Origin of the sequence: Streptomyces sp. A2-16 (genome assembly GCF_018128905.1) — a bacterium.
Classification (GTDB): domain Bacteria; phylum Actinomycetota; class Actinomycetes; order Streptomycetales; family Streptomycetaceae; genus Streptomyces.
Genome location: NZ_CP063808.1, coordinates 1,051,636 through 1,070,173 on the forward strand (window position 1 = coordinate 1,051,636; position 18,538 = coordinate 1,070,173).

At 72.3% G+C, this 18,538-nt stretch carries 16 protein-coding genes; 6 read left to right on the forward strand and 10 right to left on the reverse strand.

All coding sequences use genetic code 11. The features are described 5' to 3' along the window. The first annotated feature begins 9 nt into the window (after window positions 1–9). The 4 genes from IOD14_RS04980 to IOD14_RS04995 are packed head-to-tail and all read left to right on the forward strand — an operon-like array spanning window position 10 to window position 5,567. Window positions 10–1,539 (forward strand): GMC oxidoreductase, encoded by a 1,530-nt coding sequence (locus tag IOD14_RS04980; RefSeq protein WP_212669739.1) that lies wholly within the window; start codon window positions 10–12, stop codon window positions 1,537–1,539. Beyond that, window positions 1,539–2,672 carry a glycine betaine/L-proline ABC transporter ATP-binding protein gene (locus IOD14_RS04985; protein WP_123991202.1) on the forward strand — a complete coding sequence of 378 codons (1,134 nt, stop codon included), beginning with the start codon at window positions 1,539–1,541 and terminating at the stop codon, window positions 2,670–2,672. The genes IOD14_RS04980 and IOD14_RS04985 overlap by 1 nt, the downstream gene beginning before the upstream one ends. Next, entirely contained in the window at window positions 2,672–4,618 is a 1,947-nt protein-coding gene (locus IOD14_RS04990; RefSeq protein ID WP_123991203.1) for an ABC transporter permease subunit, read from the forward strand. The genes IOD14_RS04985 and IOD14_RS04990 overlap by 1 nt, the downstream gene beginning before the upstream one ends. Before the next feature lies 1 nt (window position 4,619). Next, window positions 4,620–5,567, forward strand: a complete 948-nt coding sequence (locus tag IOD14_RS04995) for an ABC transporter substrate-binding protein (RefSeq protein WP_123991204.1) — start codon at window positions 4,620–4,622, stop codon at window positions 5,565–5,567. On the opposite strand, the gene IOD14_RS05000 is transcribed toward IOD14_RS04995, so the two are convergent. Genes IOD14_RS05000 through IOD14_RS05010 form a run of 3 tightly spaced genes read right to left on the reverse strand, consistent with a single transcriptional unit; the run spans window position 5,568 to window position 7,227 of the window. Continuing rightward, entirely contained in the window at window positions 5,568–6,293 is a 726-nt protein-coding gene (locus IOD14_RS05000) for an isocitrate lyase/phosphoenolpyruvate mutase family protein (protein WP_123991205.1), read from the reverse strand. Beyond that, on the reverse strand, window positions 6,290–6,733 hold the full coding sequence (locus IOD14_RS05005) for a carboxymuconolactone decarboxylase family protein (RefSeq protein ID WP_123991206.1): 444 nt from the start codon (window positions 6,731–6,733) through the stop codon (window positions 6,290–6,292). Before IOD14_RS05005 ends, IOD14_RS05000 begins: the two co-directional genes overlap by 4 nt. Next, entirely contained in the window at window positions 6,730–7,227 is a 498-nt protein-coding gene (locus IOD14_RS05010; protein WP_123991207.1) for a carboxymuconolactone decarboxylase family protein, read from the reverse strand. The genes IOD14_RS05005 and IOD14_RS05010 overlap by 4 nt, the downstream gene beginning before the upstream one ends. A gap of 46 nt (window positions 7,228–7,273) precedes the next feature. Here IOD14_RS05010 and IOD14_RS05015 point away from each other — a divergent pair, with 46 nt between their 5' ends. After that, the gene (locus IOD14_RS05015) at window positions 7,274–8,755 is read left to right on the forward strand and encodes a PLP-dependent aminotransferase family protein (RefSeq protein ID WP_212669740.1); all 1,482 of its coding nucleotides are present in this window, start codon (window positions 7,274–7,276) and stop codon (window positions 8,753–8,755) included. Between the two features lie 59 nt (window positions 8,756–8,814). Next, complete coding sequence (locus tag IOD14_RS05020) at window positions 8,815–9,303, forward strand: carboxymuconolactone decarboxylase family protein (RefSeq protein ID WP_212669741.1); 489 nt, start codon at window positions 8,815–8,817, stop codon at window positions 9,301–9,303. An 83-nt stretch (window positions 9,304–9,386) separates the two neighbouring features. Here the strand turns inward: IOD14_RS05020 and IOD14_RS05025 are convergent, their stop codons facing one another. The 7 genes from IOD14_RS05025 to IOD14_RS05055 all read right to left on the reverse strand — a co-directional run bounded on the left by IOD14_RS05025 (window position 9,387) and on the right by IOD14_RS05055 (window position 18,514). Then, a complete protein-coding gene (locus tag IOD14_RS05025; RefSeq protein WP_123991210.1) occupies window positions 9,387–10,181 on the reverse strand; it encodes an aminotransferase class IV in 795 nt (264 codons plus the stop codon). Between the two features lie 13 nt (window positions 10,182–10,194). Beyond that, window positions 10,195–11,364, reverse strand: coding sequence for an FAD-dependent oxidoreductase (locus IOD14_RS05030; RefSeq protein WP_212669742.1), 1,170 nt, complete (start codon window positions 11,362–11,364; stop codon window positions 10,195–10,197). Continuing rightward, on the reverse strand, window positions 11,361–12,923 hold the full coding sequence (locus IOD14_RS05035; protein ID WP_212669743.1) for an AMP-binding protein: 1,563 nt from the start codon (window positions 12,921–12,923) through the stop codon (window positions 11,361–11,363). The genes IOD14_RS05030 and IOD14_RS05035 overlap by 4 nt, the downstream gene beginning before the upstream one ends. Window positions 12,924–12,971: 48 nt before the next feature. Next, window positions 12,972–14,576, reverse strand: coding sequence for an AMP-binding protein (locus tag IOD14_RS05040; RefSeq protein ID WP_212669744.1), 1,605 nt, complete (start codon window positions 14,574–14,576; stop codon window positions 12,972–12,974). Further along, on the reverse strand, window positions 14,573–16,900 hold the full coding sequence (pabB, locus tag IOD14_RS05045) for an aminodeoxychorismate synthase component I (RefSeq protein WP_212669745.1): 2,328 nt from the start codon (window positions 16,898–16,900) through the stop codon (window positions 14,573–14,575). Before pabB ends, IOD14_RS05040 begins: the two co-directional genes overlap by 4 nt. Window positions 16,901–16,929: 29 nt before the next feature. Then, window positions 16,930–17,508, reverse strand: a complete 579-nt coding sequence (locus tag IOD14_RS05050) for an antibiotic biosynthesis monooxygenase (RefSeq protein ID WP_123991215.1) — start codon at window positions 17,506–17,508, stop codon at window positions 16,930–16,932. A 142-nt stretch (window positions 17,509–17,650) separates the two neighbouring features. Beyond that, window positions 17,651–18,514 carry a hypothetical protein gene (locus IOD14_RS05055; RefSeq protein ID WP_212673207.1) on the reverse strand — a complete coding sequence of 288 codons (864 nt, stop codon included), beginning with the start codon at window positions 18,512–18,514 and terminating at the stop codon, window positions 17,651–17,653. Between the last annotated feature and the right edge of the window lie 24 nt (window positions 18,515–18,538).

Below are 18,538 nucleotides of genomic sequence, written 5' to 3' on the forward strand. Positions count from 1 at the left end.
AGTACCCCCATGCCCGATGCCAAACACGAGTACGACTACGTCGTCATCGGCGGCGGAACGGCAGGCTCCGTCATAGCCTCCCGCCTCACCGAGAACCCCGACGTCACCGTCGCCGTCATCGAGGGCGGCCCGAGCGACGTCGGCAGGGACGACGTCCTCACCCTGCGCCGCTGGATGGGCCTGCTCGGCGGAGAGCTCGACTACGACTACCCCACCACCGAGCAGCCGCGCGGCAACTCGCACATCCGGCACAGCCGCGCCCGGGTCCTCGGCGGCTGTTCCTCCCACAACACCCTCATCGCCTTCAAGCCGCTGCCGTCCGACTGGGACGAGTGGGAGGAGGCCGGTGCCAAGGGCTGGGGCGCGGTGCCGATGGAGGCGTACTACGCGCGGCTGAAGAACAACATCGTCCCGGTCGACGAGAAGGACCGCAACGCCATCGCCCGCGACTTCGTCGACGCGGCCCAGAAGGCCGTTCAGGTGCCCCGGATCGAGGGCTTCAACAAGAAGCCCTTCGACGACGGCGTCGGCTTCTTCGACCTGGCCTACCACCCGGAGAACAACAAGCGTTCCTCGGCGTCGGTGGCGTATCTGCACCCGGTGATGGACGAGCGGCCCAACCTCACGATCCTGCTGGAGACCTGGGCGTACCGGCTGGAGCTGGACGGCACGCGAGCGCAGGGCGTGCACGTGCGGTCCAAGGACGGCGAGGAGAGCCTGATCAGGGCCCGCCGCGAGGTCGTCCTGTGCGCGGGCGCCGTCGACTCGCCCCGCCTCCTGCTGCACTCCGGCATCGGTCCCCGCAAGGACCTCGAAGCACTCGGCATCCCGGTCGTCCTCGACCTGCCGGGCGTCGGCGAGAACCTCCTCGACCACCCCGAGTCGGTCATCGTCTGGGAGACGAACGGCCCGATCCCCGAGAACTCCGCGATGGACTCCGACGCGGGCCTGTTCGTGCGCCGCGACCCCGAACACGCGGGCCCGGACCTGATGTTCCACTTCTACCAGGTCCCCTTCACCGACAACCCCGAACGCCTCGGTTACGAACGCCCGGCGTACGGCGTCTCGATGACCCCGAACATCCCCAAGCCGAAGAGCCGCGGCCGCCTGTACCTCACGAGTGCGGACCCCGAGGTCAAGCCGGCCCTCGACTTCCGCTACTTCACCGACGAGGACGACTACGACGGCCGCACCCTCGTCGACGGGATCAGGATCGCCCGCGAGATCGCGGCGACCGAACCGCTCGCCGGCTGGCTCAAGCGCGAGGTGTGCCCCGGCCCCGACATCACGGGTGACGAGGAGCTGAGCGAGTACGCGCGCAAGGTCGCGCACACCGTGTACCACCCGGCGGGCACCTGCCGCATGGGTGCCGCCGAAGACGAACTGGCCGTCGTGGACCCCGAGTTGAGGATCCGCGGCCTGGACGGCATCCGCATCGCGGACGCCTCGGTGTTCCCGACCATGACCGCCGTGAACCCCATGATCGGGGTGCTCATGGTCGGTGAGAAAGCAGTGGACCTGCTGGGAGGTGGTGCGTGATGAGTACGACCGCGACCATGGAGAAGCCGCCGACGACGGACAATGCCGTGTTCTCCGTCGACGGACTGTGGAAGGTGTTCGGCCCCAAGGCGGACCGCGTCCCCGAGGACGGCGAGCTGTCCGCCCTGGACCCCGCCGAACTGCGCGCGCAGACGGGCTGCACGGCCGCCGTCCGTGACGTGAGCTTCGACGTCCGCAAGGGCGAGGTCTTCGTCGTCATGGGCCTGTCCGGCTCCGGCAAGTCCACGCTGGTGCGCTGTCTGACCCGGCTGATCGAGCCGACGGCGGGCACGATCTGCATCGACGGCGAGGACGTCCGTGCGATGGACAAGTCCCGGCTGCGTGAACTGCGCCGGCACCGCGCCGCGATGGTCTTCCAGCACTTCGGCCTCCTCCCGCACCGCACGGTCCTCGACAACGTGGCCTACGGCCTGGAGATCCAGGGCGTCGGAAAGGCCGAGCGCCGGGCCCGGGCCGCCGAGGTCGTCGCCAAGGTCGGCCTGGAGGGCATGGAGCAGCGCAAGCCCTCCCAGCTCTCCGGCGGGCAGCAGCAGCGCGTCGGTCTGGCGCGGGCGCTCGCGGTGGACCCGCAGGTCCTCCTCTTCGACGAGCCGTTCAGCGCGCTCGACCCGCTGATCCGGCGGGACATGCAGGAGGAGGTCGTGCGCCTGCACCGCGAGGAGGGCCGCACGATGGTCTTCATCACCCACGACCTGAGCGAGGCGCTGAAGCTCGGCGACCGCATCGCCCTGATGCGCGACGGCAAGGTCGTCCAGCTGGGCACCCCGGAGGAGATCGTCGGCTCCCCGGCCGACGGCTATGTCCGCGAGTTCGTCCGGGACGTCCCGCGCGAGCAGGTCATGACGGTCCGCAGGGCCATGAAGCCCGGCGACTGCGCGGGCCCGACCCACCCGGGCGCGCTGGCCCCGAACGCCGTGGTCGCCGACGCGATCAAGGTCGTCGCCGGCAGCGGCAGGCCGGCCTGCGTCGTGGAGAACGGACGCTGTCTCGGCGTCGTCGACCACGAGCGACTGCTCGGCGTGGTCGCCGGAACGGAGCTGCGCGGGGGGACCGCAGGGACGGGGCCCCGCCCGGGAGCCACCGGAACGGAGCTCCGCGAGGAGGCCGTCTGATGGCTACCGTCACCGCGTCCACACCCCGCGCCCTGCCCACCGGTCTGCTCAGGCACCGGGCCGTCCACAAGCTGCTGCTCATCGCCCTCGCCGCAGCCGTTCTGGTCCCCCTCGCCAACGCCCGCTGGGCCAGCGGCAGCTGGCCGACCGCCCTGACCGTCGACCTCACCAAGCCGCTCGGCAGCGCCAGCGACTGGATCATCGACAACCGCGACAGCCACCCGCTGTTCCTCTACTTCTTCGGCTACGTCAGCAACGCGGTCGTGATCTCCGTACGCGCCGTGTACCTCGTCCTGCTCGGCGCGGGCTGGGCCGGCGTCACCGCGTTCGGTGCCCTCGTGGCCTGGCGGGTCGCCGGCGTCAGGCTCGCCGTGGGCACGGCGGCCGCGTTCCTCGCCTGCGGGCTGCTCGGCATGTGGGTCCCCACCATGCAGACCCTCGCCCTGATGGTCGTCGCCGTGCTCGCCTCGGTCGTCGTCGGCGTCCTGCTCGGGCTCGCCGCCGGGCTGTCCCGCCGCATGGACAAGGTCCTGCGCCCGGTCCTGGACACCATGCAGGTCATGCCCGCCTACGCCTACCTCCTCCCGGTGGTCCTGGTCTTCGGCATGGGCGTGCCCGCCGCGGTCCTCGCGACCGTCGTCTACGCCGCCCCGCCCATGGCCCGCCTCACCGCGCTCGGCCTCCAGGGCGCCGACAAGGAGGTCCTGGAGGCGGTCGAGTCGCTCGGCACCACCGCCCGCCAGCGACTGCTGACCGCCCGTGTCCCGCTGGCCCGCAAGGAACTCCTCCTCGGCCTCAACCAGACCATCATGATGGCGCTGTCCATGGCCGTCATCGCGTCCGTGATCGGCGCCGCCGGCCTCGGTGACCGCGTCTACCAGGCACTGGCCTCGGTCGACGTGGGCGCGGCCCTCGCGGCCGGCATCCCGATCGTGCTGCTGGCCGTCGTCCTCGACCGGGTGACCGGTGCGGCGGGCGCGGCGGACGACAGCACCGAGGGACGGGGGCGCGCCGGATGGGCGTACGCCCTCGCCGGGACCGTCGTCGTGGCGGTCGCCGGACGGCTGCTCGGCCGTGTCGACTGGCCCGACGCCTGGACCCTGAACATCGCCGAGCCCGTCAACCGGGCCGTCGACTGGATGACGGCCCACCTCTACTCCGGTGTTCCCGTCATCGGCGGCACCGCCGACTGGGCGGCCCACTTCACCACCTGGATCCTCGACCCGGTCCGCGACGGTCTGCAGGGGCTGCCCTGGTGGTCCGTGCTGCTCGTCGTGGCCACCCTCGCCTGGCTGATCGGCACCTGGCGCACCGCGCTCACCGCGGTCCTCGCCATGGCCGCGATCGGCGTCCTCGGCGTATGGACACCCGCGCTGGACACCCTGTCGCAGGTGCTCGCGGCCGTCGCCGTCACCCTCGTCCTGGGCTTCGCGACCGCCATAGCGGCGGCCCGCAGCGACCGCGTCGAGCGCCTGCTCCGGCCCGTCCTGGACGTCTTCCAGACGATGCCGCAGTTCGTGTACCTGATCCCGGTCGTCGCCCTGTTCGGCGTGGGCCGTGCGCCCGCCGCCGCGGCGGCCGTCGTCTACGCGCTGCCCGCCGTCGTCCGCATCACCACCCAGGGCCTGCGCCAGGTCGACCCGGCCGCGATGGAGTCCTCGCGCTCGCTCGGCGCGACCAGCTGGCAGCAGCTGCGCCAGGTGCAGCTCCCGCTTGCCCGGCCCGCGTTGCTGCTCGCCGTCAACCAGGGCGTGGTCCTCGTCCTCGCCGTCGTCGTCATCGGCGGTCTGGTCGGCGGAGGCGCGCTCGGCTACGACACCGTCTTCGGCCTGGCCCAGGGCGACCTGGCGACCGGCCTGGTCGCGGGCGCCGCGATCGTCTGCCTCGGCCTGATGCTCGACCGGGTCACCCAGCCGACGGAACGCCGCCCGGGGAAGGGAGCCTGACATGCGAGTACGTGCGATCGCGGGCGTCGGTGCCCTGATGCTGCTCACCGGTTGCGGTGCCGCCGACATGACCAAGCAGGCCTCGCCCTTCGCCAACGCCCAGGGCGCCAAGAGCGTGACCCTGTCCGTGCAGTCCTGGGTCGGCGCGCAGGCCAACGTGGCCGTCGCCCAGTACCTGTTGGAGCACAAGCTCGGCTACCGGGTCGACACCGTCCAGGTCGACGAGGTGCCCGCCTGGGACGCCCTCAGCCAGGGCCGGGTCGACGCCATCCTGGAGGACTGGGGCCACCCCGAGCAGGAACAGCGGTACGTCAAGGACAAGAAGACGATCACGCCGGGCGGCGGACTCGGCGTGACCGGGCACATCGGCTGGTTCGTGCCGACCTACTTCGCCAAGCAGCACCCGGACGTCACGAACTGGAAGAACCTCAACAAGTACGCCTCGCAGCTCCGTACGGCGGAGAGCGGCGGCAAGGGCCAGCTGATGGACGGCTCCCCGTCCTACGTCACCAACGACAAGGCGCTGGTGAAGAACCTCAAGCTGGACTACCAGGTGGTGTTCGCCGGTTCGGAGGCCGCGCAGATCACCCAGATGAAGCAGTTCGCCAAGGAGAAGAAGCCCTTCCTGACCTACTGGTACGCCCCCCAGTGGCTGTTCGAGAAGGTCCCCATGACCGAGGTGAAACTGCCCGCCTACAAGGAGGGCTGCGACGCGGACCCGGCGAAGGTCGCCTGCGCCTATCCGCACACCCCGCTGCAGAAGTACCTCAACACGGACTTCGCGAAGTCCGGCGGCAAGGCGGCGGCCTTCCTGAAGAAGTTCAAGTGGACGACGGAGGACCAGAACCAGGTCTCCCTGATGATCGCCGACCAGAAGCTGACGCCCGAGGAGGCGGCGAAGAAGTGGGTGGACGGCCACGCGTCGACCTGGAAGGCGTGGCTGTCCTGATCACCGTTTCGACAGTTCGCCGACCATCCCCTGCAGTGCCAGCGCCCCCCAGCGCTGCAGGCCCGGCCCGAACGTGACGCGAGTGGCCCCGAGTTCACCGAGTTCGGTGGGTGAGGGGCCCTCGCCGTCGAGGCGCCCGAACACGTTGACCGGCCCCTGGATCCCGGACCGCAGCAGGGGCAGCAGCTTCTCCGGGGCGCCGATCGGATAGACGCAGTCGGCGCCCGCGGCCACGTACAACGCGGCCCGCTCGATGGCCCGACCGGGGTCGCCGTCGCCGTAGGAGAAGGTGTCCACGCGGGCGTTGACGAAGAGCTCGTCACCGGCCTCCCGCCGCACCTCGGCGAGCCAGTCGGCGTGCCGGCGCGGGTCCTTGAGGGTGCCGCTCTCGGAGTCCTCCAGATTGCAGCCCACGGCCCCCGCCTCGAGGAGCCGCTCCACCAGCTCCTTCGGCGCCAGCCCGTACCCGCCCTCGACGTCCGCCGACACGGGCACGTCCACGGCCCGGGAGATGCGCGCCACCGCGGCGAACATCTCGTCGGCCGGCGTGGACCCGTCCTCGTGGCCGAGCGCGGCCGCGATCCCGGCGCTGGGCGTGGCCAGCGCCGGGAAACCGGCCTCCTCGCACACCCGCGCGCTGACCGCGTCCCAAGGGCCGGGCAGGACGAGGGGGTCGTCCGGCAGGCGGTTCCTGTGCAGGGCACGGAAGACGTCGACCTTCCTCACGGCGTGTACCCCCCTGGTGCGACGCGGCGGGCAACCATCACCCGGTTCCAGTTGTTGATGGCGACGACCAGGCCGACGAGATGGGCGAGTCCACGGTCGTCGAAGTGCCGGGCGGCTCGGGCGTACACGCCGTCCGGGACGCCCCCCTCCGTCAGCACGGTCACCGCCTCCGTCAGCGCGAGCGCGGCCCGCTCCCGCTCGTCGTAGACCCCCTCGGCCTCCTCCCACGCGGCGAGCAGATCCAGCTGCTGCTCGCTCACCCCGTGCTCGCGGGCGATCGTGAGATGCATGTCCAGGCAGAACGCGCACTGGTTGAGCTGCGAGGCCCGGATGACGACGAGTTCGGCGAGGGCCGGGTCGCCGAGGCCCCGTTTCGCGGTGGCGCTGAGTTCGGACAGGGCCCGCGCGACCTCGCGGTCCAGGACGTCCGTACGACTCACTGGTGCCGACCCGCCTCGTAGTGGCCCGGGACCATACGGCAGGTCACACCGAACCGGTTCCACGCGTTGATCACCGTGATCGCGGCGATCAGCTGGGCCAGCTCGGCCTCCTCGAACTGCTTGGCGGCCTGCTCGTACACCTCGTCCGGCACGAAGCCGTCGGTGAGGACCGTGACGGCGTCGGTCAGGGCGAGGGCCGCGACCTCCTTCTCGGTGTAGAAGTGCCGCGACTCCTCCCACGCGCCGAGCTGGATGATCCGTTCGACGCTCTCACCGGCGGCGAGGGCGTCCTTGGAGTGCATGTCGAGGCAGAACGCGCAGTGGTTGAGCTGCGAGGCCCGGATCTTCACCAGCTCCAGCAGCCGGGAATCGAGACCCTTCCGGGCGGCCGTGTCGAGGCGCAGCATCGCCTTGTAGACCTCGGGGGCGTGCTGGGCCCAGGCCAGGCGGGGCGCGTGTTCGGGGGCGTGCGGGACGGTCTGCTCTGTGGTCATGGCTCGACCCTACGAGCAGGGCAGCCCAAGGGTATGGTCCACTTCCATGGCGAAACCATGGGCCACTTTCGGCGTCGACCTGCACCTGGAACCGACCGGAGGAGGCATTCGGCGGGGCCTCACCGACGCCCTGCGCGAGGCCGTCCGCACCGGCCGCCTCGCCCCCGGCACCCGGCTGCCCTCCTCCCGCTCCCTCGCCGCCGACCTGGGCATCGCCCGCAACACCGTCGCCGACGCCTACGCCGACCTGGTCGCCGAGGGCTGGCTCACCGCCCGCCAGGGCTCGGGCACGCGCGTCGCGACGGGGCACGCCGCGACGGGGTCCGTGGCCGCGGGGCCCGTCGCCGTGGGGCGAGTCGCCGCGGGGGCACCTCCCACGCCATCGGGGCAGCGGGCCGGCACGGCCGTACCGCCGACGGGCACCGCGCCCCGCTCCCGTCCACCCGGCCAGCCCGCCCACAACCTCGTCCCCGGCACCCCCGACCTCGCCTCCTTCCCGCGCGCGCAGTGGCTCAAGGCCGCCCGCCGCGCCCTCGCCACCGCCCCGTACCAGGCCCTCGACTACGGCGACCCGCGCGGCCGCGTCGAACTGCGCACCGCCCTCGCCGGCTACCTCTCCCGCGCGCGCGGGGTGCGCGCCGACCCCGAGCACATTCTGATCTGCGCCGGCTTCTCGCAAGGCCTGCGCCTCCTCGGAGCGGCGCTGCGGGCCCGGGGCGCGCGCACGGTCGCCGTGGAGTCGTACGGACTCGACGTCCACTGGAACCTGCTCGCGGCCGCCGGTCTGCGGACCGTGCCGCTGCCGTTCGACGAACGCGGCACGGACCCGGGGGAGTTGACCGACCAGGACGCGGTGCTGCTCACCCCCGCCCACCAGTTCCCGATGGGCGGCACCCTGCACCGCGACCGCCGTTCGGCCGTCGTGGAGTGGGCGCGCCGCACCGGCGGCCTGGTCATCGAGGACGACTACGACGGCGAGTTCCGCTACGACCGACAGCCCGTGGGCGCGCTCCAGGGCCTCGACCCCGACCACGTCGTCCACGCGGGCACCGCCAGCAAGTCCCTCGCCCCCGGTCTCCGCCTGGGCTGGCTGGTGCTGCCGCCCGGCCTCATGGAGGAGGTGCTGCGGGCGAAGGGCGGCATCGACGCCTGCGGCTCCCTCGATCAGCTGACCCTCGCCGAGTTCCTGACCTCCGGCGCCTACGACCGTCATGTGCGCGCCGCCCGGCTGCGCTACCGACGCCGCCGCGACACCCTCGTCGCCGAACTCGCGCGGCGGGCCCCGCGGGTCCACGCCACCGGGATCGCGGCCGGTCTGCACGTGGTGCTGCGGCTGCCCCCGGGCACCGAGCAGCCGGCGCTGCGGGCGGCGGCCTGGCAGGGCCTCGCCGTCCACGGGCTGCACCGCTACCAGCACCCGCAGGCCAGCGTCGAGCGGCGCGACGCGCTCGTCGTGGGCTACGGGACACCACCGGACCACGCCTGGTCGGGAGCGCTGGAGGCACTGTGCGCGGTACTGCCCGAATAACGCGGCCTGTTCATGGGATTCGCCATTCCGGAATAGGGTCGCGCGGATAGAGTCACCGCATGAGCGAGAACGTATCCATATCCCGTGTGGCCCTGAAGAAAATCACCCCCGACGTGTCCGCGGCGATGGGTTCCCTGCATGCCGCCGCCGTTTCGGCGGCCCAGGACGCCAAGGTCGAACCGGAACTCCTGGAACTGATCCGGATCCGCGCCTCGCAGATCAACGGCTGTGCCTTCTGCATCGACATGCACACCAAGGACGCCCGTGCGGCCGGCGAGACCGAGCAGCGCGTGCACGCCCTGAACGCCTGGCGGGAGACCCCCTTCTTCACCGGCCGTGAGCGCGCCGCACTGGCGTTGACCGAGGCCGTGACCCTGGTCCACGACGGCCGGGTGCCGGACGCGGTCTACGCCGAGGCCGCGGAGGTCTTCGACGAGACCCAGGTCGCAGCGCTGATCTGGGCGGCGACCGTCATCAACGCGTACAACCGCATCGCCATCGCCACGCGAATGGTGCCGGGCGGTTATCAACCGGCCCCGAAGGGCTGAATTCAAGCAGCGAAGAACTGAATTCGGGCAGCCTTTGATGCGCCGGACCGCATGAGGTCCGGCGCATTTTCCGTCCGCGGAATTCAGCTGCTCGGCAGCGGCTCCATGAGGCTGTCCAGCCATGCCCGCCATTGTGGGGCGCGCTGCGCCGGAGCCGCTTCGAGCGGCCCCCCGATCCACCCGGTCACCGGCCGGATTCCGTGCAGCGCGTTCACCAGCCACACCTCACGGCCGCCCAGCTCGGCCACCGTCCGCTCGCGGTGCGCCACCGGGATCCCCTCCCGCCGGGCCCGCTCCTGGACGAGGGCGACGGTCACCCCGGGCAGGACCGGCAGCCGGGGCGGGGGCAGGCACAGGGTGTCCTCCTCCCACCACAGCACGCTCGCGGTGGCCGCCTCCAGCACACTGCCGGAGGGCGCCACCAGCACCGCCTCCTCCGCGCCCGCACCGGACGCCCGCTCACGCACCCCGGCGAGGACGGCGAGGTCCGGTCCCTTGCGGCGGGGCACGGTGCGCGGATCGGACTGCCCGGCCGCCCAGACCCGCACGCCGGCCCCGAGTGGGGGAGCGGGCCGCAGCAGCAGGCGCAACTCCGGTGAGGAGGCAGCGAGTTCGACGCGGGGGAACCACTCGCCGGAGCGGGGCAGCGCCTCGGTCATGTCCCGCCAGAACTCCAGCAGCCTGCGCAACGGCGGTCCGCCCGCCTCGCCGCAGGCCCGCAGGAACCGCTCGCGGTGGCGTTCGAGCCCACGCACCCTGCCGTCCCGCACCAGCCAGGAGTCCGCGACGAGCAGGGCCCGCGCCGGCTCCGTGGCGGGCACCAGTCCGTGGGCCGGTGACCACGCCGACAGCCCCTCCGCGATGACCGGTTGTGTCACAGCCGTTCCTTCCTCAGTACTTGCGGCCGGCGTTCACCGGCGCTCCGTGCCGTGGCCCGTAGGGCGCGTGCTCCAGCCAGGAACCGCACCACGGCAGCACCGGCGCGAGCGCGGCCGCCGCCCGCTGACGGGCCCGGACGATCCGGCGCCGGGGCCGCAGATGGTCCAGCGCGGCACCGGCCGCGGCACTGTTGAACAGCGCCGCGGACCGCCGTACGTCGGCGAAGTCCTCGACCGTCCCGTCCACGACGGCCCGCGCCGCGGCCGCCGCGTCCGCGATACCGCTGTTCATGCCCCGCGCCCCGAACGGCGGGAAGAGATGCGCCGCCTCCCCCACGAGCAGCACCCGCCGGTACGGATCGGTGAACGAGGCGGCCACCTTGCGCAGGAAGCGGTACGTCGACACCCACAGGATCCGCTCGCCGTAACCCTCGCCCACGACCGCCGGCAGCCAGCGCCGTACGGCCTCCTCGGTCCCGAACTCCTCCTCCGTGTCGTCGTCCCGGCACTGGAGATCGACCTGGAAGCCCCCGGTGAACGGCACCCGCATCACACTGCGCCCGCCCACGCCCGGATGCTCGTAATGGAAGACCCGCTCGGCCGGCGGCTCGGCACCCGGCAGGTGGGCCACGTCGACGACCACATGGAACCCCGCGCCCCGCTCGCCCTCCATCGCGATGCCCAGCGCGTCCCGCACCGCGGACCGGGCGCCGTCGGCGGCCACGGCGTACTCGCAGCTCCACTCCCTGCCGTCCCCGCAGCCCAGCCGGACCCCGGTCGCCGACGTGCGGACGTCCAGCACCCGTGCCTCCCACACGAACTCCACGCCCGCCCGCTCGCAGGCGGCCCGCAGGAAGCGCTCGGTGTCCACCTGGCGCAGGCTGGTGAACGGCGGCGGGCCCGGCGCGGGCGGATGGGTGCGGCAGTACACCTCGCGCCCCCGGTACAGGGTCCTCCTGGTCCGCCAGGTCTGCCCGTACGCGGTGATCTCGCCGGCCAGCCCCCGCTGCATCCCGTCGAGCAGGGCGAGGGTCTCGCGGTGCACGAACAGGGCCCGGCTGCCCGGCCGTTCACGGTCCTTCGGGTCCGCCTCCAGCAGCACGACCTCCCGCCCGCGCGCCCGCAGCGCGAGCGCCGCCGACAGGCCCACGGGCCCGGCGCCGACCACCACGACCGGACTCACGCGCGCGCACCCTCCGCGAGCATCCGGCTGATCTCCACCCGCTTCACCTTCCAGGTCGCGGTCATCGGCAGCTCCTCGAACCGCCACTGCCGCGGCTCGGCCATCGCCGGCAGATCCGCCGTCGCCGCCCGCCAGCGCGCGGGGTCCAGCGGCCGCTCCCCGCGCACGCACACCACCGGCACCGGCTCCCGGTCGGCGCCCGGCACGATCACGACCTCCCGCAGCTCCTCCAGACGCTCCATCAGGGTGTCCTCGACCTCCAGATTGCTGTGCACCGAGTCGATCTGGTCGATCTCCCGGTCGATCAGATGCAGGGTGCCCAGGCGATCTCGGTAGCCCATGTCGCCCATCTCCCACCAGCCGTCGTGCAGTTGACGGTCGTAGCGGTCCTGGGAGCCGAGGTAGGTCAGGATGCGGCCCCGGGTCCGGGCCTCGATGCGGCCGCTCCTGCCCGCGCCCAGCCGCTCACCGCCCGGCCCCGTCACCCGCACGCGCGTGAAGCCGGGTATGCCGAACCCGACCCGCCGCCCGTCCGCGCGCGCCGCACTGCGCCGGGTGAACCACTGGAAGGCCACCGGGCCCGTCTCGCTCTGCCCGTACAGCTGGATCAGCCAGGGCGCACGGCGCTTCGAGGCGTTCAGCAGCCGCCGAACCGTGCGCGGGTGGATCGCGTCGAACGTCGAGCCGTACGACCGCACCCGGGACAGCGGGGCACCGGGCGCGTCGGCCAGCTCCTCCCACAGCACGAAGGTGTTGGGGTGCGTCTCCACGATGCCGGGCCGGTGCCGGGTGAGCAGCGGACCCACGGCGGCCGGATCGGGGTCGGTGATCAGCACCAGCGGGCTCCCGAAGTGCAGCAGGACGCCGAGCAGATGGTAGAAGCGCGAGTGCACGAACGACATGTGCAGCGCCGCGGTCTCCCCGCGCGTCGGCCAGCCCATCGCCTTCTGCGGTACGAGCCGGTTCCACATGGTGTTCGCGCAGTGCACGGCGAGCTTGGGCAGGCCGGTGGTGCCCGAACTGTGGGTGATCAGCGCCGGTTCGCGCGGGTGCAGGCGCACGGGAGGCGGGACCTCGCAGCCCGCGTACCTCTCCAGGGGCTCGGCTCCCGGCGCGGCGTCCACGGACAGCACCTGCCGCACCCGGAGGCCGACGCCCTTCAGCGGCCCTTCCAGCTTGGCCCGGTCGGTGACCAGCCACGGCTGCCCGAGCCGCTCGATCAGCTCCCCGGCCACCTCACCGGCCAGGCCGGGGGAGAGCAGCACGGGCACCGCCCCGATCCGGGAGACCGCGCAGGTCAGCAGCACGATGTCGACGTTGTCCGTCTTGTGCACGACCACCTGTTCCGAGGGCCGCACCCCCGCCTCCCACAGCCGCCCGGACAGCTCCTCGACGACCTCCGCCAGCGCCGGGTAGGTCAGATCGACACCGAGGGCGGGGTGGGTGTCCAGCGGCCGGTCCAGGGTGACGAACACCGTGCCGTGCCGGTCGGCCGCCCGGCGGAACACCGGGCCCAGGTAGAACCCCCGGTCGGTGAAGGGGAGTTGCTGCTCTCGCATGGGGCCGTTCCTCTCTTGCGGTGCGGGTACGAGGGGTCTGCCGCCGGGTCACCAGGCGCCCTGCCGGACCAGATGGCGGCGGAGCTTGCCGGTGGGGGTGCGGGGGAGGGACGGGACGAGGCTCACGCTCCTGGGCACCTTGAAGGCGGCCAGATGCTCGCGTGCGAGCCGCAGGAGGTCCTCCTGCAGTCCCTGGAGGCCTTGGGGGCCTTGGGGGCCTTGAGGGCCTTGGGGGCTCTGGAGGCTCAGGAGTTCGTGGACCTCCGCGCGGCCGGTTCCGTCCGGGACGGCCGGGACGACGAACGCCCGCAGCCGGCTCACCCCGGCCCCGTCGGTGACGGCCACCACCGCGACCTCCTTCACCGCCGGGTGGGCGCGCAGTACGGCCTCCACCTCCAGCGGGGAGACGGTGATGCCGCCGACCATCTCCATGTCGTCGGCGCGGCCCAGATGCCGGAAGGTGCCGTCCGGTTCCCGGACCGCCCGGTCACGGGTGGCCAGCCAGCCGCGGACCAGGGCGCGCCCGGTCTCCTCGGGCCGGTTGAGATAGCCGGGCGTCACCGTCGGGCCGCGCACCCACAGTTCGCCCTCCGTGCCGTCCGGGGCCGGGTGCCCCGCGCGGTCGCGCAGCTCCACCTCGAAGCCGGGCACCGGCCTGCCCACGGTGCCCGGGCGGTTGTGGTCGAAGCCGTTGGCGCAGAAGGCGTGACCTGCCTCGGTGGAGCCGATCTGCTCCAGCACCGGCGCGCCGAGCAGGTCCGAGACCCGCCTGCCCAGCTCCTGCGGCAGTCCCTCACCGGCCGACACCGCGGCCCGCACCGAGGCGAAGCACGCCTGGTGCCCGCTGCCCCGGTCGGCCACCAGCGCCGCGTACGCCGACGGCACCGAGTACAGCAGTGTCACCCGGTGCCGGACGACGAGCTCGTCGACGGCGGCCGGGGCCGGGCGGCGGTCCACCAGGACGGCGGAGGAACCGGAGAACAGCGGGAAGACGAACGCGTTCCCGAACCCGTAGGCGAAGTACAGCTTCGACACCGAGAGCGTCACGTCGTCCGCGGTCACCCTGAGCAGCCGCCGCCCGATCAGATCGTGGTACGCCTTCGGGTCGCCGTGGGTGTGCACGACTCCCTTGGGACGGCCCGTGGTGCCCGACGTGTACTGGACGTACAGCGGCGTGTGCGCGTCCACCGGGTGGGCGGCGGCCGGCGCGGCGGAGGCGGCCATCGCGAGCAGCTGGTCGGCGCCGAGCCGGGGCCGCTCGGCGAACCGGTCCTCCAGACCCGGCCCCGTGACACACAGCGCGGCCTCGGCATCCGCGGCCATGAACGCGTGCTCGGCCGCGGGGAGTTCGGGGTTGACGAGGACGGCGGCGGCCCCGAGACGCGCGGCGGCCAGGAAGGCCGTCACCCAGGCGATCCCGTCGGGCAGCGCCAGCAGCACCCGGTCGCCGGGCCGAACGCCGTGACCGGCGAGCACGCCGGCCGCCCGGGCCGCGAGCGCGTGCACCTCCCCGTGGGTCCAGGCCCGATGGCCCTGGTGGAAGGCCGGCCGGTCCACCCAGCCGTGCCGCTCCGCGAGATCGGCGAGCTGGGCGGCGAGATTGCCGGGGGCGTCGAAGCCGGCCGTGGACAGCACGGAATGCGCAGTCGTCATCGGACGGGCTCCTCGGTGGCCGTGTGTCCCCCGCGGGCGTCGGCGTGCAGCGCCGTGTGCCGCCGCTGCTCCGCGGTCCGGTCCGCGGTGTGCAGGTGCAGGGCCCGCATCTGGGCGGCCGTCTTCAGCAGCATCTCGTCGTACTCGGCGACCGGATCGGAGTCGAGGACGATCGCGCCCCCGGCGCCGAGCTGCATCAGCCCGTCGGCGAACACCGCCGTACGGATCACGATGTTGAGATCCGCGCCCCCACCGCACCCCAGATAGCCGAGGGCGCCGGAGTAGACCCCGCGGGCCTCGGTCTCCAGGGATTCGATGATCTCCATCGTGCGCAGCTTGGGCGCCCCGGTCATCGAGCCGCCCGGGAAGCAGGCCCGCACGCACTTCACCGCGTCGATCCCCTCCCGCAGCCGCCCCTCCACGGTGGACACGAGCTGGTGCACGGTCGCGTACGTCTCCGTGGCCATCAACCGGGTCACCCGCACCGACCCGGTCCGGCACACCCGCCCCAGGTCGTTGCGGAGCAGGTCGACGATCATCAGGTTCTCGGCGCGTGTCTTGTCGTCCGCGGCCAGCGCGTCCCGCAGCCGGGCGTCCTCCTCCGGTCCGGCCCCGCGCGGTGCGGTGCCCTTGATGGGCCGGGCCTCGGCGACGCCGTCGCGGGTGATCCGCAGGAACCGCTCCGGCGAGGAACCGGCCACGTCGACGTCCCCGAACCTCAGGAACGCCGCGTAGGGGGCCGGGTTGACCCGCCGCAGCACCCGGTAGAACTCGTACGCGTCCGGCGGGGCGGGTAACCGGGCCGTGTTCGTCAGACAGACCTCGTAGCTGGTGCCCGCCCGCAGCTCGCGTCCACAGGCCTCGATGTCGGCGAGATAGGCCGCCCGGTCCCGCACCAGCCACGGCTCGGCGGCACCGAGGTCGGGGTCGGTCCGCGGGGCGGGTGCGGATGGTCCGGGGGCGTTCGTCGGGGCGGGTGCGGATGGTCCGAGGGCGGTCATCGGGGCGGTCGTCGGGGCCGTCCTCAGGGTGGTCGGCATGGCGGTCGGCATGACGTTCGCCCGGGAGGTCGCCGGGTCCGGCTCGGTGGCCACGAAGGTCAGCTGGGCCAGCGCGCTCTCCAGCCAGTCCTCGGCCTCCCGCGTGGCCTGCGGGGTGTCCTCGGCCAGGCAGACCGCGTAGGTGAACCTCTTCAGATGGTCGACGGCGATCAACCGGTCGGCGAACAGCCAGCAGGCGTCAGGGACGTCGGAGGTGTACCGGTTCGGCGAGCCGCAGTCGGCCTTCGTCTCGTAACCGAAGTAGCCGACATAGCCGCCCGTGAAGTCGAAGGGAAGTCCGGAGCCGTCCACCCGGCGGCTCGTCAACTGCCGTCCGAGATAGTCGAAGACACTCGCCGCGACTTTCCGCGTCGGCCGCCCGGCCCGCTCGATCTCGCACCGGCCGCTCTCGACGTCGTACCGGACGAACTCCGCGAGCGGACCGCTGTCGTCACCGAAGAACGAGAACCGTGCCCGCCCCTCCTCGACCAGGGCGCTGTCCAGCCAGAACGCCCGCGGCGATGCCGCGTACATCCGGGTGAAGGCGGCCTCCGTGTCCACCGCGCCCGCGATGCGCCGGGTGTGCAGCCGATGGGCGGGAGCGGTCCGCCGGGGCTGCGGCACGATGCGCGCGGGCCGGGGGATCACCGCCTCGGGCGCAGGCACGGCGGTGTTCTTCGTACGCGGCCTGCGGGCCCGTTCCGCCGTGAGATTGCGGAAGTTGACCAGCATGCGGTGGCCGTAGTCGGTGAGCAGGGACTCCGGATGGAACTGCACGCCCCACAGCGGCCGGCTGCGGTGCCTGAGCCCCATCAGCACACCGTCCTCGGCCCAGGCGGTGGCCTCCAGCGTCGGCGGGAGCGGCTCGGACACGGCCAGCGAGTGGTAGCGCACCGCGGTGAAGTCCTGCGGCAGTCCCCTGAACAGATCCCGTCCGTCGTGCCGGACCGCCGACAGATATCCGTGCCGCGGCTCCGGGGCGGGCTCCACCCGGCCGCCTTCGCCGAGCGCGATGCCCTGGTGCCCCAGACAGACGCCCAGCACGGGGATCGGCGACTCGGCGAGAACGGCGCCGCTCAGTCCGAAGTCACGCCCGTCGGCCGGGTGCCCGGGGCCTGGCGAGACCACGACATTGTCGAACTGCGCCAGATATGCCCCCAGATCGGGAAGGCCGCCGACCTCGTCGTTGAGAACGACGACCGGTTCCTCGCCGTTGACCTCGGCGACCAGCTGGAACAGGTTGTACGTGTACGAGTCGTAATTGTCGATGAGCAGGGTCTTCACCCGCCCACCTCCCTCGGTTCGTTCCGGACCTATGCGGTCCGTCTTTTGTGCCGTCCGCGAAGGGCCTGGAGCGGCGGATACAGCCATTTCTTGAAGAAACGCTGAAGCCGGGGCATGAGAATCCAGGTGACGAGAGCCGTCACACAAAGGCACAACAACAGCGTGCGGATCAGCGGATTGAGTCCGCCGAGATAAGGAAGAACGATCAGATTGAACAGGAGTACCGGCGGAAAAACCGCGCTCATGTTCACGAACCACATTTTCCATTTCGCCGGCGGGGCGGGCGGCCGAGGTGCGGTGGTCTGGGAGTCGAACCACGTCCTGGAGCCGCGCACGCTTCTGCGCTCCGTCTGCCGGGCGCAGCCCACCGCCCGGGCGTCCCACTGGGTCCGGGCGGGCGAATCCTCCCAGGCCCGGGCCGTCCCCTCGCTGGCGAAGCGATAGACGACATGCCACTCCGCCTCTCGGTCGGCAAGAACACCACCCCCCAGGAAGCCCGGCTGCCGCGCACTCGCGGCCAGCATGGCCCACCCCCAGGAGTGGAAGTCGGCCTCACGGCCCGGCACCACGTGATAGGCCACGGTGACGGTGACGGGATTACTGCTCACCCCGTCGTATACGCAGCACCTTCACGGTTCGTTCAAATATTCAACGAAGCTTTCTTCGGCTGTCCGGATCGTGACTCTTTATCGGTTTTCGGTCGGCATGACTTGCTCTGCCGAGTTGTACCGGCGGTAACTCGATCAAAGCTCACGGAATTCGGGAAGCGGATTGCGGAGCGTTATTCGCCGGGGCCTCACCGAACCTGGCCAGCGCCAACGCCCCCGCGACGGCCACCGCGAAACCCAGCACCGCCACCCACGCCAGCCCCTCCCGGGTGCGGTCCCCGAGCCACACCACCCCGACCAGTGCGGGCCCGATCGTCTCCCCGATCACCATCCCGGCGGTCGCCGCGGTCACCGACCCCCGCTGCAGCGCGGAGGTCAGCGACAGAAAGGCCGCAGCACCACCGACGAGAAGCGCGTACGTCGCCGGGTTGGCCAGCAGCTCCGACGGCGCGAGGGAGTCGATCAACCGCACCGCCACCTCGACCACCCCGAACCCGAACCCGGCCCCCAGCCCGAGCGTCAGCGCCCGCCCCCGCTCCGGCAGTCGCCCACCCAGCAGCGCGAGCGCCAGCACGGCCAGCGCCGTCCCGAGCATCACGTACTTCAAGGCCGCGGGGCCGGCCTGGTCGCCCTCCGTCCCCGACGCGATCCCCAGCAGCGCCATCCCCGCGCACACGACCCCCACCGCGCCCCACTCGCTCCCGCTCAGCCGGACCCGCAGCAGCCGCGCCGACACCACCGCGGTCACCGCGAGACTCGACGCGAGCGCCGCGCCGACCGCGTAGATCGGGACCGACCGCAGTGCGGCGATCTGCAGCAGGAACCCCAGCCCGTCCAGGGCCAGTCCCGCCAGATATCGCCACTGCCGCACCGCTCGCAGGAACAGCGTGACCGCGAACGCCGTCCCCTCGCGGTCACCGCCGTCCGCGTCCGCCGCTCGCGCCGCCATCGCCTGCAACACGGTGGCCGTTCCGAAGCAGACCGAGGCACCGAGCGCGCACACCATTCCAAAGAGCACAAAGTGACCTTA

Bases quoted from the DNA above. Each gene is read 5' to 3' on its own strand.
- IOD14_RS04985 (WP_123991202.1), top strand. From the start codon at position 1,539: ATGAGTACGACCGCGACCATGGAGAAGCCGCCGACGACGGACAATGCC.
- IOD14_RS04980 (WP_212669739.1), top strand. From the start codon at position 10: ATGCCCGATGCCAAACACGAGTACGACTACGTCGTCATCGGCGGCGGA.
- IOD14_RS05020 (WP_212669741.1), top strand. From the start codon at position 8,815: ATGAGCGAGAACGTATCCATATCCCGTGTGGCCCTGAAGAAAATCACC.
- IOD14_RS05055 (WP_212673207.1), bottom strand. From the start codon at position 18,514: ATGGTGTGCGCGCTCGGTGCCTCGGTCTGCTTCGGAACGGCCACCGTG.
- IOD14_RS04990 (WP_123991203.1), top strand. From the start codon at position 2,672: ATGGCTACCGTCACCGCGTCCACACCCCGCGCCCTGCCCACCGGTCTG.
- IOD14_RS05040 (WP_212669744.1), bottom strand. From the start codon at position 14,576: ATGACGACTGCGCATTCCGTGCTGTCCACGGCCGGCTTCGACGCCCCC.
- IOD14_RS05010 (WP_123991207.1), bottom strand. From the start codon at position 7,227: ATGACCACAGAGCAGACCGTCCCGCACGCCCCCGAACACGCGCCCCGC.
- IOD14_RS04995 (WP_123991204.1), top strand. From the start codon at position 4,620: ATGCGAGTACGTGCGATCGCGGGCGTCGGTGCCCTGATGCTGCTCACC.
- IOD14_RS05015 (WP_212669740.1), top strand. From the start codon at position 7,274: ATGGCGAAACCATGGGCCACTTTCGGCGTCGACCTGCACCTGGAACCG.
- IOD14_RS05035 (WP_212669743.1), bottom strand. From the start codon at position 12,923: ATGCGAGAGCAGCAACTCCCCTTCACCGACCGGGGGTTCTACCTGGGC.